This is a genomic window from Lutispora thermophila DSM 19022 (genome assembly GCF_900142105.1).
Lineage (GTDB): Bacteria > Bacillota > Clostridia > Lutisporales > Lutisporaceae > Lutispora > Lutispora thermophila.
The window spans coordinates 55,306-69,747 of record NZ_FQZS01000014.1; the positions used below are offsets into that span (position 1 = coordinate 55,306).

15 protein-coding genes are annotated in these 14,442 nt (G+C 33.5%); all 15 read left to right on the forward strand.

Annotated elements, in window-relative coordinates; all coding sequences use genetic code 11:
* The first annotated feature begins 51 nt into the window (after positions 1 to 51).
* The 15 genes from rnc (at position 52) to BUB48_RS10985 (ending at position 14,442) form a co-directional block, all read left to right on the forward strand.
* On the forward strand, positions 52 to 762 hold the full coding sequence (gene rnc, locus BUB48_RS10915) for a ribonuclease III (protein WP_073026273.1): 711 nt from the start codon (positions 52 to 54) through the stop codon (positions 760 to 762).
* A complete protein-coding gene (locus BUB48_RS10920) occupies positions 755 to 1,831 on the forward strand; it encodes an elongator complex protein 3 (RefSeq protein ID WP_073026274.1) in 1,077 nt (358 codons plus the stop codon). The genes rnc and BUB48_RS10920 overlap by 8 nt, the downstream gene beginning before the upstream one ends.
* 75 nt (positions 1,832 to 1,906) lie before the next feature.
* On the forward strand, positions 1,907 to 2,167 hold the full coding sequence (locus tag BUB48_RS10925; RefSeq protein ID WP_073026275.1) for a stage V sporulation protein S: 261 nt from the start codon (positions 1,907 to 1,909) through the stop codon (positions 2,165 to 2,167).
* A gap of 299 nt (positions 2,168 to 2,466) precedes the next feature.
* A complete protein-coding gene (gene smc, locus BUB48_RS10930; RefSeq protein WP_073026276.1) occupies positions 2,467 to 6,030 on the forward strand; it encodes a chromosome segregation protein SMC in 3,564 nt (1,187 codons plus the stop codon).
* Between the two features lie 20 nt (positions 6,031 to 6,050).
* Complete coding sequence (ftsY, locus tag BUB48_RS10935; protein ID WP_073026277.1) at positions 6,051 to 7,256, forward strand: signal recognition particle-docking protein FtsY; 1,206 nt, start codon at positions 6,051 to 6,053, stop codon at positions 7,254 to 7,256.
* An 83-nt stretch (positions 7,257 to 7,339) separates the two neighbouring features.
* Entirely contained in the window at positions 7,340 to 7,696 is a 357-nt protein-coding gene (gene ylxM, locus BUB48_RS10940; RefSeq protein WP_073026278.1) for a YlxM family DNA-binding protein, read from the forward strand.
* Between the two features lie 19 nt (positions 7,697 to 7,715).
* Positions 7,716 to 9,056, forward strand: a complete 1,341-nt coding sequence (ffh, locus tag BUB48_RS10945) for a signal recognition particle protein (protein WP_073026279.1) — start codon at positions 7,716 to 7,718, stop codon at positions 9,054 to 9,056.
* 36 nt (positions 9,057 to 9,092) lie between these two features.
* Positions 9,093 to 9,338 (forward strand): 30S ribosomal protein S16, encoded by a 246-nt coding sequence (rpsP, locus tag BUB48_RS10950; RefSeq protein ID WP_073026280.1) that lies wholly within the window; start codon positions 9,093 to 9,095, stop codon positions 9,336 to 9,338.
* Positions 9,339 to 9,358: 20 nt separating this feature from the next.
* Entirely contained in the window at positions 9,359 to 9,586 is a 228-nt protein-coding gene (locus BUB48_RS10955; RefSeq protein WP_073026281.1) for a KH domain-containing protein, read from the forward strand.
* 50 nt (positions 9,587 to 9,636) lie between these two features.
* Entirely contained in the window at positions 9,637 to 10,140 is a 504-nt protein-coding gene (gene rimM, locus BUB48_RS10960) for a ribosome maturation factor RimM (RefSeq protein ID WP_073026282.1), read from the forward strand.
* On the forward strand, positions 10,141 to 10,878 hold the full coding sequence (gene trmD, locus BUB48_RS10965) for a tRNA (guanosine(37)-N1)-methyltransferase TrmD (RefSeq protein WP_073026283.1): 738 nt from the start codon (positions 10,141 to 10,143) through the stop codon (positions 10,876 to 10,878).
* 109 nt (positions 10,879 to 10,987) lie between these two features.
* A complete protein-coding gene (gene rplS, locus BUB48_RS10970; protein WP_073026284.1) occupies positions 10,988 to 11,329 on the forward strand; it encodes a 50S ribosomal protein L19 in 342 nt (113 codons plus the stop codon).
* Between the two features lie 119 nt (positions 11,330 to 11,448).
* Positions 11,449 to 12,306, forward strand: coding sequence for a ribosome biogenesis GTPase YlqF (ylqF, locus tag BUB48_RS10975; RefSeq protein WP_073026285.1), 858 nt, complete (start codon positions 11,449 to 11,451; stop codon positions 12,304 to 12,306).
* A 7-nt stretch (positions 12,307 to 12,313) separates the two neighbouring features.
* The gene (locus tag BUB48_RS10980) at positions 12,314 to 12,952 is read left to right on the forward strand and encodes a ribonuclease HII (RefSeq protein ID WP_278308958.1); all 639 of its coding nucleotides are present in this window, start codon (positions 12,314 to 12,316) and stop codon (positions 12,950 to 12,952) included.
* Positions 12,953 to 12,963: 11 nt separating this feature from the next.
* Positions 12,964 to 14,442: a flagellar hook-length control protein FliK gene (locus BUB48_RS10985; RefSeq protein WP_073026287.1), complete on the forward strand. Its 1,479-nt coding sequence runs from the start codon at positions 12,964 to 12,966 to the stop codon at positions 14,440 to 14,442.

Sequence of the window (14,442 nt, forward strand, 5' to 3'; positions counted from 1 at the left end):
TATACTATAGTCGTGCAATCTGATATTAATTTTGAAAGGGATAAAGGTATTATGGATGATGTACGATTGAAATCCCTTCATGAATTTGAAGAGATTATAAACTATAAATTTTTGGATAAACAGCTTTTGAACACTGCTCTGACTCATAGTTCTTATGCTCGTGGACAAGAGGATCATCAACCCTATAATGAGAGATTGGAGTTTCTAGGAGATTCCATACTATCAATGATAATAAGCTTTCATCTCTTTAGTAGGTTAAAAGATATTTCTGAGGGGCAAATGACTAGGATAAGAGCCAATATAGTATGCGAGAAGTCTCTTTATGATATTGCAAAAAGACTAAAGATTGGGGATTATATTTACCTTAGCAAGGGAGAGGAAAACACCGGTGGACGAAAAAGAGTATCCATACTGGCAGATGCAGTGGAGGCCTTGATTGCAGCAATATATTTGGATGGAGGTATGGAAAAGGCAGAAAAATTTGTATTAACTGTTATGAAAGAAAATATAGAATCATCAATAAAAAACAGGATGTATAATGATTATAAATCCTTTTTGCAAGAGTACGTTCAGAAACACAACATGGGGATAATTGAGTATAAATTGCTTTCAGAAAGAGGACCGGACCATTCTAAGGAATTCCAGATGGCAGTATTTTTAAATGACAAGCTCATCGGAGAAGGCACGGGAAAAAGCAAAAAGGATGCACAGCAATCCGCTGCCAGAAATGCGATTGCTTCTATTGGTTTAATCCATGAGTAAAAAACATTATATTATTCCAATTTTTATTCCTCATCAAGGATGCCCTCATGATTGCATTTTCTGTAATCAAAGAAAAATAACCGGTCAATCAGGAAATATTAGTATTGAAGAGGCAGAAGAAATTGTAGAAAAGCATCTGAAAACAATAGACTCAATGAATGCGACAGTTGAAATAGCTTTTTTCGGTGGAAGCTTTACCGGAATACCGTGGGATGATCAGAATAAGTTTTTGGCTCTTGCAAACAAGTACCTAAAGGATGGTAAAATTGATACCATAAGGCTTTCCACAAGGCCGGACTATATAAGTAAAGATATCGTGAATAATCTAAAAAAATATGGGGCAAGCATAGTTGAACTGGGAATTCAATCCATGGATAAGGATGTTTTGGGCATAGCAAGAAGAGGACACAGCCCTGAAGATGTGATAAATGCAATATCTTTACTTAAAGATGAAGGATTTATTGTAGGTGCACAGTTGATGGTAGGCTTGCCTGGAGACGATGAAAACAAAGCAATGGAGACTGCAAAAAAAATTTCAGAGTTGAAACCTCATATTGCCAGAATATATCCTGTTTTGGTTATTAAGGACACATATTTGGAAGAAATGTATTCAGCAGGACTATATAAGCCTTTATCTATAGATGATGCAGTCCATATATCAAAAAATATGCTGATCGAATTGGAAAAATCAGGAATTAGAGTTATTAGGGTTGGACTTCAGCCTACAGATGACCTTAGAATAGGTGATAGCGTAGTAGCAGGTCCTTACCATCCTTCAATGAGACAGTTAGTTGAATCTGAAATATTTAAGAGCATGATAATTTATATATTGGAGACAGTTGAGTTAAGCAAGTTTAATACTATAAAAGTATTATCTAATCCAAGGGATTTTTCATCTGTATTAGGGCAAAAAAGATCAAATTATGAGTTTATAAAAAAACTATATACAGATCAATCTATTATATTCAAAGAAGATACCTCCCTTGATGTAGGTTCTATAGCAGTGGTTTGTGGCGAAAAATCAATAAAATTGTCTAAAAATACTTATTATCATAAAATAAGTTTTTGAAGGAATTATAAACCAAATATAGAATATATAATCAATCGCAATATTTTTAATGTTATATAGGGGGTATTGAATTATATGGAAGTACTAAAAGTATCAGCTCAATCACAACCTAAATCTGTTGCAGGAGCTTTGGCGGCAGTATTAAGAGAGAGAGCTACAGCAGAGGTTCAGGCTGTAGGCGCAGGAGCTGTAAACCAAGCAGTTAAGGCAATTGCAATTACCAGAGGCTTTGTAGCACCTAATGGTATTGATCTTGTTGTAATACCTGCCTTTTCTGAGATACAAATTGACGGAGAAGATAGGACAGCCATAAAATTTATAATAGAGCCAAGATAAAAACAGACATCTAATAACAAAGAAGCATGACTTTTAACTTATGACAAATAATCAACACTAATGTAATTTTCTCTTTGATAATGGTTTAATATTGAATATTAAGGCAAAAGCCTGTTGTGACAAAGCAACAGGCTTTTGCTTTTCAACTATTTAAACATATGATAGAATAAAAAAGGTTTCTATAAAATTCTCAAATGTAGGAAATCAAATTGGATTATGATAAAATTTTTGCTTAAATTTATGGATTTTCATGTATGAATATTGAGTAACTGAACTTTACATATAATAGGAGTGTTTATATGTATTTAAAAGAGTTAGAGATTATGGGTTTTAAATCCTTTTCTGATAAAACAAACATTAATTTTACTAAAGGCATCAATGCTATTGTTGGACCTAATGGCAGTGGTAAAAGCAATATAACAGATGCCATCCGATGGGTAATAGGAGAGCAAAGTGTAAAAGCCTTAAGAGGTAACAAGATGGAAGATGTAATATTCGCAGGAAGTGATAAAAAAAAGGCTTCAGGCTTTGCAGAAGTAACTCTCGTATTGGATAATTATGATAGAACTATAGATGTGGACTTCAATGAAATTAGCATAACCAGGAGAATGTATCGTTCAGGCGAGAGTGAATATTATATAAATAAAACCCAATGTAGATTGAAAGATATTGTAGAAATGCTTATGGATACAGGCATTGGGAAAGAAGGTTATTCCATTATTGGTCAAGGCAGAATAGATGATATTTTGAACAACAAATCAGACGGTAGAAGAATCATATTTGAAGAAGCAGCCGGTATAACAAAATATAAGCACAGAAAAGCTGAATCGGAAAAAAAGTTGGAGCATACAGAGAATAATATTGAAAGATTAGAAGATATAATCAATGAAATAAATAATCAATTAACACCTTTGGGCCATCAAGCTGAAATGGCTAAGAAATATTTGAAGTTATCAGAAGAATTGAAGGCTATAGAAGTAAACCTGATAATTAATAATATTGAGAAAAGCAAGGAAAAACTCAATGATATAGTGGACAAGCTTGGGGAACTGAATAAGCTTCAGGCTGAGAAAGAGTCAGAAATTGAAAAGCATAATGAGGATAAAGAAAAAATAAAAGTTTTAACCAAGGAACTTGAGTTGAAAATTCAAGCAATAAGTGAAGAAATGCATAGCCTTATTAATCAGAAAGAAAAACTTGATGGTGAGGGAAGGCTCCTTCAAGAGAAGGAATCCTATGTCAATGCTACTATGGATAAACTTGATAAAGAAGAATCAAATCTAAAGATGCAAAAGGAGCAGTTGGATTCTGATATAGATAATGATAATAAGCTGCTGATGTCCTATGAAAATCAGGTTAATGCATTATTGGAAGATATAATATTAAAAGAACAGGAGTATAAAAGTAAATTTTCATCAATTGATGACTTGGAAAACAAGATTGAGGAAATCAAAGATAAACACATAAATCTGCTGAATAAGTCTTATGATAAGAAAAACAGTATCAATAGTTTGATTACTATAAAAACCAATTCAGAAAGCAGAATTAATCAGTTAAATATAGATAATGCATTACTTTCGGGACAATATGAAGAAAAGATATCAATGTTGGAGAAGACAAACTTAGAGTTAGAGGGAATTCAAAAAAATATAAGAGAGATCATTGATGAAAAGGAAGAGTTAACAAGCAAAAGGGAAAGTGTTATGAAATTGTTGGAAGAGCTTCAGGAGCAACTTGTTGAGGAAAGATCCAAGAAAGATAATGTTATTTCAAGACTGAGGCTTTTAGAAGAGATGGAAAGGGACTATGGGGGTTATAACAAAACAGTAAAGACAATATTGATGAAATATCAGAATGAGAAAAACAATTTACCAGGGTTTCGCGGTGCGGTAGGTGAGGTAATATCAGTAGATGCTGAATATGCAATAGCTATTGAAGTTGCATTAGGTTCATCTGTGCAAAACATAATTACCAATAATGAAGAAGATGCAAAAATCATTATAGAGTTTTTGAAGAAAAACAGGCTTGGTAGAGCTACATTTCTTCCCATAAGTTCAATCAAAGGAAAAACTCTTAATAGTAGTGAAAGAAAATATCTAGATATGCCGGGAGTAATAGGAATTGCAGCTGATATGGTCAGATATGAAAAGGAATATAAAGATATAATATATCATCTCCTAGGTAGAATTTTAGTGGTAGATAATATGGATACAGCAGTTAAACTAGCGAAATCTACCAACTACTCTTATAGAATTGTAACATTGGAAGGGGAATTGATAAGCCCGGGAGGAGCTATTACAGGAGGCAGCTTAGGATCCATTGGCTCTAATATAATAACAAGAAAAAGTCAAATCGCAGAGCTTAAGGGTGATTATTCCAGTATTTTAAAGGGATTGGATAGGCTAGGCAAAGATATTGAGATTCAAAAGGATGAACTTGATGTATTGGAAAACCATATAGGCCATTGCACTGACAGTCTTCACAATCTAGAAATTGAAATCAACAACAAGAAAAACAGGCTTATTATTTTAAATAATGATTTGGATATCATAAAAAGCAAAATATTATTAAACAATAAGGAATTACAAGAGTTAAGCGCTCAAAGAGATGAGGCAATAGGGAAAATTGATGATTTAGAAAAAGAATTAGTCCAGATTAAAGATGAAGTAACTGATATTGAGAAAGTTATATTAACGATGCAAGATGATTTGAAGGTGAAAAAGGAGCAAAGTATTGATTTCTACAATCATATAACTACATTAAAAGTTGAAATGGCAGAGACAAAGCAAAAAATCATATCTATAAAGCAAAACATAGAAAGAAATAAGCAAAGTCTTCAAGAAATAGAATCAAGGATTAAAAATATTATCGAAGAAAAAGAACAGTGTAAAAATGAACTTATTGAAATAGAAAGGAAGAAAGCAGAAAATAAAAAGAACATAGAGGATATAACAGAAAAACAAGTTGAAAAGCAAAACGAACTTGAGGCTCTTGAAGAATCAAGAGATAGGAAGTCAAAGGTTTTGGAGGAGTTAGAAGAAAAAATAAAATCATTACAACTTGATTTAGGCAATATACAAAACAATCTGCATAAAACGGATATGGCAAAAGTTAAAATAGAATTAGATATTGAAAACCTGGAATATAAACTTCTGGATACTTATGAACTAAGTTATAGAAAAGCATTGGAACTTAGGATAGATGATTTCAACATAAGCAAAGCTTCAAAACAGTGTGAGGAGTTGAAGGAAGAAATTAGAGCATTAGGAACTATAAATGTAAATGCAGTGGAAGAGTACGAAAAGTTAAATCAAAGATATGAGTTCTTGCAAAAACAGTTGGATGATTTAATTAAGGCTAAAGAATCTTTAATAAAGGTAATAGATGATATAACAAAATATATGAAAAAACAGTTTATTGAGGAGTTTAATAAAATCAATACTAACTTTAATGAAGTCTTTGTTAAACTTTTTGGTGGGGGAAAGGCTCAGGTAGTACTAGCAGATGAAGAGGATGTACTAAATTCAGATATTGACATTATTGCAAAACCCCCAAGCAAAAAGCTTCAGAGTTTATCGTTGTTATCAGGCGGTGAAAGAGCGCTAACTGCAATAGCACTTTTATTTGCCATATTAAAGATGAAACCGGCTCCTTTTTGTATTCTTGATGAAATTGATTCGGCATTGGATGATGCTAATGTTGATAGATATGCAATGTTTCTAAAGGAGTTTTCAACCCAGTTTATAATAATAACTCATAGAAAGGGCAGTATGGTAGCAGCAGATTGTCTTTATGGAGTGACAATGGATGAGACAGGAACGTCAAAGCTTCTGTCGGTTAAACTTGAGGATAAAGTAAGTTAAATAATGTAGGAGGATTAGTGATGGGAAATTTTTTTAAGAATTTATTTAAAAAAAATAAGGATGCTAAAATAGAAAAGCCAGAGGAAGAAAATATGAAGAATTTGGAGGATATGGAAGAGGAAGAATTTTTAAGTGATGAGGAAATAGAAAAGCTTATTATTGAAGAGATGGATCAGGAAGACCAAGAAATACAAGAAAGCAATGAAATAAAAGAATCAATAGAAATTGAAAAAGAAATAGTAAAAGATATAGAACAAGAAAAAGAAGAGGAGCCCGGTATCAATAATGAAGTCGAAGAGAATGAAGTAGAAACTAAAGGATCCTTCTTAAAAAAGCTTAAAGACGGATTATTCAAAACCAGAAAGAATATTACTGAAAAGTTGAATTCGGTGGTAAATAGCTTCAAATCCATTGATGAAGACTTATTTGAAGAGTTAGAAGAAATATTAATAACCTCAGATGTGGGAGTTGAAACCACAATGAGGCTTTTGGATGGAGTGAGAAAAAGAGTAAAGGAAGAGAAGGTTAGTGATCCTAAAGATGTTATAAAATTGCTCAAAGATGAAATTTTGAAGCTTATGACTGAAAATGTTGAGCCTCAAAAAGATGAATATCCAATGATTATTGTGGTTATGGGAGTTAACGGAGTAGGCAAAACCACTTCTGTTGGCAAGATAGCTAACAGATACAAAAAAGCAGGAAAGAAAGTGCTTATTGCTGCCGCTGATACTTTCAGAGCCGCTGCAATAGAACAGCTTGAGGTATGGAGCAACAGAGTTGGTGTAGATATTATAAAACACCAGGAGGGTTCAGATCCGGCAGCTATAATCTATGATGCAATAAATGCTGGTAAGTCAAGGAAGACAGATGTTATATTATGTGATACAGCAGGAAGACTGCACAACAAAAAGAATCTCATGGAAGAGTTGAAGAAGATATTCAGAATTATCGATAGAGAATATCCAGAAGCGCACAGGGAAGTATATCTGGTATTAGATGCCACTACTGGTCAAAATGCTATAACACAGGCAAAGGTATTTAGAGAAGCGGCTGATATTACAGGGATAGTATTGACAAAACTGGATGGTACTGCTAAAGGAGGTATTGTTATAGCAATTAAGTCAGAACTCAATATACCTGTGAGACTTGTGGGTGTTGGAGAGAAAATTGATGATTTGCAGGAATTTAATGCAGAAGATTTTGTAAATGCGCTGTTTGCAGAATAATTTCATTGACAAGGTTTGTTATTTGATTTAAAATACCTATGTAAAGGTTATAACCTTTACATAGGTATTTTGGAGTGTATGCCATGATAGAAGATATAGTAAAGAAAACACTGTTATTTGATTTTTATGGACAATTATTAACTGATAAGCAAAGAGATATAATGGAGATGTATTATACAGATGATTTATCCTTGAGCGAGATTTCTGAGCAAATTGGAATAAGCAGGCAAGGAGTATATGATACTCTGAAAAGGGCAGAAGCTACATTAATTGAATATGAATCCAGGTTGGGATTGGTGGATAAGTTTCTTCAGCATAAATCTATACTATCTGAGATAAAAAGTATGCTGGATGAGATATTAAATGTAGATGGTATAGATGTGAACGAGATAAAAGAAATGATTAAAAGTATCAAAAATTATATAGAGAAGCTCGAATAAGTATCCGGGAGGAGATTAAATGGCTTTTGAAGGTTTAGCTAACAAGCTGCAGGAGACATTGAAGAAACTTAGAGGCAGCGGTAAATTGAGTGAAAAAGATGTTAAAGAGGCGATGAGAGAAGTTAAAATGGCTTTGTTGGAAGCTGACGTTAACTTCAAGGTTGTAAAGGACTTTATTGCAAAAGTAACCGAAAGAGCAGTAGGCCATGAGGTAATGGAAAGTCTGACTCCTGGACAACAGGTTATTAAGATAGTAAATGATGAGCTTACCCAACTCATGGGAAGCACACAAAGTAAAATAGTTTTTTCACCAAAGCCTCCAACTATAATCATGATGGTAGGATTGCAGGGTGCTGGTAAGACAACCACTTGTGGAAAGCTGGCATTGAATCTGAAAAAGCAAGGGAAAAATCCATTGCTTGTTGCATGCGATATTTATAGACCTGCAGCAATTAAGCAGCTAAATGTTGTGGCAAATCAGGTGGAAGTTGATTTCTTCACCATTGGAGATAAGGCAAAGCCTGTTGATATTTGTAAAGCTGCAGTTGAGCATGCAGTTAAATCTGGCAATGATGTGTTGATAATTGATACAGCTGGAAGACTTCATATAAATGAAGAACTGATGGATGAGCTTATAGAGATCAAAGAAAACATAAAGCCTACCGAAATAATGCTGGTTGTTGATTCTATGACAGGCCAGGATGCTGTGAATGTAGCTGAAAGTTTCAATGAAAAGCTTGGATTGGACGGTATAATACTTACAAAACTGGATGGAGATACTAGAGGCGGATCTGCTTTATCGATAAAAGCTGTAACAGGAAAACCAATAAAATTTGCAGGTATGGGCGAAAAAATGACAGATCTTGAACCTTTTTATCCTGATAGAATGGCTTCCAGAATATTGGGAATGGGTGATGTACTAAGCCTTATAGAAAAAGCCCAAGCAAGCATAGATGAGAAAAAGGCAAGAGAGCTTGAAAAGAAGATTAGAACCCAGCAATTCACTTTTGAGGACTTTCTGGATCAATTGCAGCAAATGAAGAATATGGGTCCTTTAAGCCAAATAGTCGATATGATCCCTGGCATGAATGCAAGTAAATTGAAAGGTATGGAAATAGATGATAAGGAATTAATCAAGGTCGAAGCCATAATCAATTCTATGACCAAAAAAGAAAGGCTTGATCCTTCTATAATAAATGGCAGCAGAAGGAAGAGAATAGCCATGGGAAGCGGAACAACTATTCAAGATGTTAACAGAGTTATAAAGAACTTTGAGCAAACACGAAAAATGATGAAGCAATTTGCCGATATGGAAAAAGGTATTAAGAAGGGTAAAAAGAAATTACCTTTCTTTAGATAAGTTTAAGTTTGCATAATTTTAGAAGGAGGTGAAAATATGGCAGTTAAAATTAGACTAAGAAGAATGGGAGCTAAGAAAGCACCTTTCTACAGAGTTGTAGTTGCTGATTCAAGATCCCCAAGAGATGGTAAGTTTATTGAGGAGATTGGTTATTATAATCCTATAACAGAACCGTCAGAAATTAAGATTGATGCTGAAAAGGCAAAAAAATGGTTAGCTACTGGAGCACAGCCTTCAGATACAGTTAAATCATTATTGAAGAAGGCAGGAATAATAGAATAAGTCTATTGGGAGTGTTGAGTTTGAAGGAATTGATTGAAGTCATTGCAAAAGCTCTGGTTGATAAACCTGAAGAAGTTAAGGTTAAAGAGATTGAAGGAGACAAATCAATCATTATTGAGTTAACTGTTGCTCCCGAAGATATGGGAAAAGTAATTGGAAAACAAGGCAGGATAGCAAAAGCCATAAGAACTGTTGTAAAATCAGCTGCTGCTAAAACTGATAAGAAAGTGATAGTAGAAATACTGTAATATGGAGGCTTAATTTAACCTCCATATTATGGTATACTGCAGGTGAGTTTATGTTAGAATATATTAGCATCGGTCAAATAGTCAATACTCACGGCATAAGAGGAGAAGTTAAGGTTTATCCTCTTACCGATGATATAAAGAGATTTGACAAAGTGGATCGTGTATATGTTGAAGAAAATGATGAATTGATGCCTCTTGATGTAACCAATGTTAAGTATATGAAAAATATGGTTATTATCAAGTTTAAAACCATAAATGATATTAACTCTGCTGAGAAACTGAGAAATAAATATATTAAGGTTCACAGGAAAGATGCTGTAAAGCTTCCAAAGGATGCATATTTAATATGCGACTTAATAGGGCTTACAGTAATGACAAAATCTGGTGAAATCTTGGGCAAAGTAAAGGATGTGTTTCAAACTGGAAGCAATGATGTATTTGTTGTAAAATCCGAAGAAAGAGAAATATTAATACCAGGTTTAAAAAGCATATTCAAAAAAGTAGATTTGGAAGCTCAAGAAATCATTGTGGAATTGCCGGAAGGTTTGATATAGATGAGATTTGATATTATCACACTCTTCCCTGAAATGTTTGAAGCTGTTCTAGGGGTCAGTATAATAGGCAGAGCAAGGAAGAAAGGTATAGTTGAATTAAATTTTCATAATTTGAGAGACTATTCCCAAGATAAGCATAGAAGGGTGGATGACTACCCCTATGGTGGTGGACTTGGTATGGTCATGCAATGCCAACCTATATTCTCAGCAGTTGAGAAAATAAGTGAAGGTCTTAATGATAAACCTCATGTTATTTTAATGAGTCCCAAAGGGCAGACATTTACTCAAAACAAAGCCAAGGAATTGCTACAATATAATAACATCATTATTATATGCGGACATTACGAAGGAATCGACCAAAGAGTGGTAGATGGACTGGTGGATGAAGAAATCTCAATAGGAGATTATGTGCTCACAGGTGGAGAAATAGCAGCAATGGCGGTTGTAGATGCTACTGCTAGATTATTGCCTGGAGTTTTAAAAGAAGAGGATTCTTATAATATTGAGACCTTTGGAAATGGATTGCTGGAGTACCCCCAGTACACGAGACCCGTTGAGTTTAGAGGTATGAGGGTTCCGGAAATATTATTATCTGGGCATCATGAAAACATAGAAAAATGGAGAAAATATCAGTCCTTAAGAGAGACATATACAAAAAGACCCGATCTTATAAAAAATGCTGTGCTAACAAAAGAAGAAGAGGATATTCTCAGTAAAATAATTCAAGAGGAAAAATAAATTTGCATTTTTGTTGCATACAACATGTTCATATGGTATAATTTTAATGTTATGACGGGCGTTCCGCTATCTAAAAGATATGAACGTCTATGAGGGAAGGAGGGACAACATGGATCTGATTAAAATGATTGAAAGCGAACAGATGAAAAAGGATATTCCGGACTTTAATGTAGGTGACACTGTTAGAGTGTATGTTAAAGTTGTTGAAGGTTCTCGCGAAAGACTACAAGCTTTTGAAGGTTTTGTACTTAAGAGACAAGGTGGTGGATTGACAGAGACCTTCACCGTAAGAAGAGTTGCTTACGGAGTAGGCGTTGAAAGAACTTTCCCGCTTCATTCGCCTAGAATTGATAGAATTGAAGTTGTAAGAAAAGGTAAAGTAAGAAGAGCTAAGCTTAATTATATGAGAGAAAGAACAGGTAAGGCTGCTAAAATTAAGGAAGTATTATAGGAACGTTATATAAAGGAATAATAAATTATTCCTTTATAAAGATAGGAAATGGGGGCTGATATTTATATCAGTCCTTTATATTTGTGCAGAAAATATAATACTTTTGGAGAGTGAGAATCGTGAATATACAATGGTATCCTGGTCACATGGCCAAAGCAAAACGGAAGATATTAGAAGAGTTAAAACTGGTGGATATTGCTATTGAACTGTTAGATGCAAGAATACCTATCAGTAGCAGAAATCCGGATGTGGATGAAATTGTAGGAAATAAAAAGAGAATAGTGGTTTTGAATAAAAGTGATATTGCTGATCCTCAGTTAAATAATGAATGGAAGGAGTACTTTGAAAAGAAAGGTATCACACCAATAATGGCGAACGCTGCAAAAGGTACTGGATTGAGGGATATACTTAAAGAAAGCAAAAGATTAATGAAAGAAGACTTAGACAGACTTAGAAGTAAGGGATTAAAACACAAGACCATTAGAGCCTTAGTAATAGGTATACCTAATGTAGGAAAATCTACACTTATTAATAAACTTGCTAATAGAAGCATTGCGCAAACAGGTGATAGACCGGGAGTAACAAAATCAAAACAATGGATTAAAGTCAATGAAGATTTTGAATTGTTGGATACCCCAGGTATATTATGGCCTAAATTTGATGATGAAACTGTAGGACTAAATCTTGCCTTCACAGGGGCAATAAAAGATGAAATACTGGACATAGAAGATTTGGCTAGAAAATTTATATTAAAGGCTATTACTGATTTCCCCGATAAATTATATAAAAGATATAATGTTGAACTTGAATCTGATTCAGATGTAGAATGTATAATGAATAAAATAGGGAGGAAAAGAGGCTGTATTCTTTCTGGTGATGAGGTTGACATAAACAGAACTGCTTCACTGATATTGGATGATTTTAGAAGTGGCAGGATTGGTCAAATTACTTTGGAAAAACCGGAAGATATCCTCTAGTGTGGCAATGGCTGTAAGAATAAAGTATGACGAGAAAGAAAAAAGCAGATTAAAGCAGATGATGATATATGAAGCTAAGTGTCTTCAAAATGGTTATCGATATATAGCAGGTATAGATGAAGCAGGTAGAGGTCCACTGGCGGGGCCGGTTGTTGCTGCTGCGGTGATATTGGATCCTAATGTAATAATACCAGGCATAAATGATTCTAAAAAGCTGTCAGAAGCGAGAAGAGAATACCTATATGATGAGATTTTTAACAAAGCTGTATCTGTAGGAATTGGCATAGTAGATGAGAGAATAATAGATGAATTAAACATAAAGCAGGCTACATTTATGGCTATGGAAATAGCAGTTAACAAGCTAAGTGTAAAACCTGATTGTCTTTTGATAGATGCAGAAAAATTAATCAATATAACAATACCTCAAATTTCTATTATAAAAGGAGATAGTCTGAGTGTATCCATAGCAGCGGCTTCAATAATAGCTAAGGTAACTAGAGATAGGATTCTTAAAGAATATGACAAGAAGTATCCAGAATATGGTTTTGGAAAGCATAAAGGTTATGGTACAAAACAACATATAGAAGCCATAAAAAGTTTAGGATTACTTCCTATACATAGAAGAAGTTTTACAAAGAACATATAGTTGGTGATATTATGCGTATTGTGTCAACAGATATTAAGACAAATGATATGCAGGGAGATTATTCTATACGAAGCCTGAAAGCCGGAGATGTTTTAAAGGGAAGAGTAGCTGATATAAAGGACGGAAAAATAGTGATTAAAATTTCTTCCCAGCAGACTATAGAGGCAACAATAGATCCTAGTATAGTTGTTGATAAGGATTCTGTAATTGAGTTATTAATAACTAGTATGAAAGATACTACTATATATGCAAAGATTTTAAAGCCAATGGAACATAAGCAATTACAAAATGAAAATACTATGGAGACTGGACTTCAAAACCTTGGACTTAGCATATCACAGCAGAATTTAGATATTCTGAGGGAGTTAATAAGATATAAGCAACCAGTAACTAAAGATGTGGTAGATTATATTAATTATCTGCTGAAAACCTGCGAGCTTTTCGATGTTAATTATATGGAGAGCATTCTTAAACTTGCTTTTTGTGAAAAAGGCCCTTTAAATACGCCTTTACATCAATTAGCGAAATTAGTCTCTTTGTCAGAGATGAAGCATGTGATCAGAGAAAATGGCATTGAAGATGAAATCATAGGCGATAAAAATCATAATGTTGTAGTAGATTTTTTTACTAGAAAATTGATAAGTGAAAATAAAGTTGATGAAGGTATGGCAGAAAGTTTGAAGCAACTTTTAAATCAATCACTAACTACAGTTAATGTTATTAAAAAAGCTGATTTGGAAGCGATTATATTTCTATTATCAAAAAAAATTGAAGTAACACCTAAAAATCTTTTAATACATAGTCAAATAAATGAGAAAAGTTCAATATTCAGTAGGTATGTAGAAAAGATAATAGAAAGCATCAAAGATTATACGGACCCTAGGATCCAATCTATTATATCCAGGTTAAACGAATTTTACATAGAACCTGAAGATTTATATGTTGCTAAAAACATTGATAAAAATAATGAGCTATTGAAAACCATGATGCAATTGGAGTCTATTATAGATGAAAGTAATGATATGAACTGGGAACTTAAACAAACAATGATCGATGTAAGAGATCTTATCAGTTTTATAAATTCAATAAATGACAATATTAACTATCTATGTATTCCCATGATGATAAACGAAAAAAAGACTGATGTTGAGATTTTTGTATTTGAACGAGGTAAAGGGAGCAAAAAAATAAATCCATCAAATGCAACCATAGTCATATGCTTATATATGCCAAACCTTGGATATATTGAAAGCATAATTGAAGTAAGAGATAAAAATGTAAACATATGCTTTAAATCGGAAGATAAAACAACAGCTGATACCATAAGGACTTATAGTCTAAAACTTATAGAATCATTAGACGCTAAGGGTTATCTTGTCAGTGTCAATTCATTTGTTAAGAAAGATAAAGTAATTAATCCATCATCCATTCATGAGATTGAAAATCCTAATATGATAAATAGCTATAACAGTATAGATGTGAGGATATAA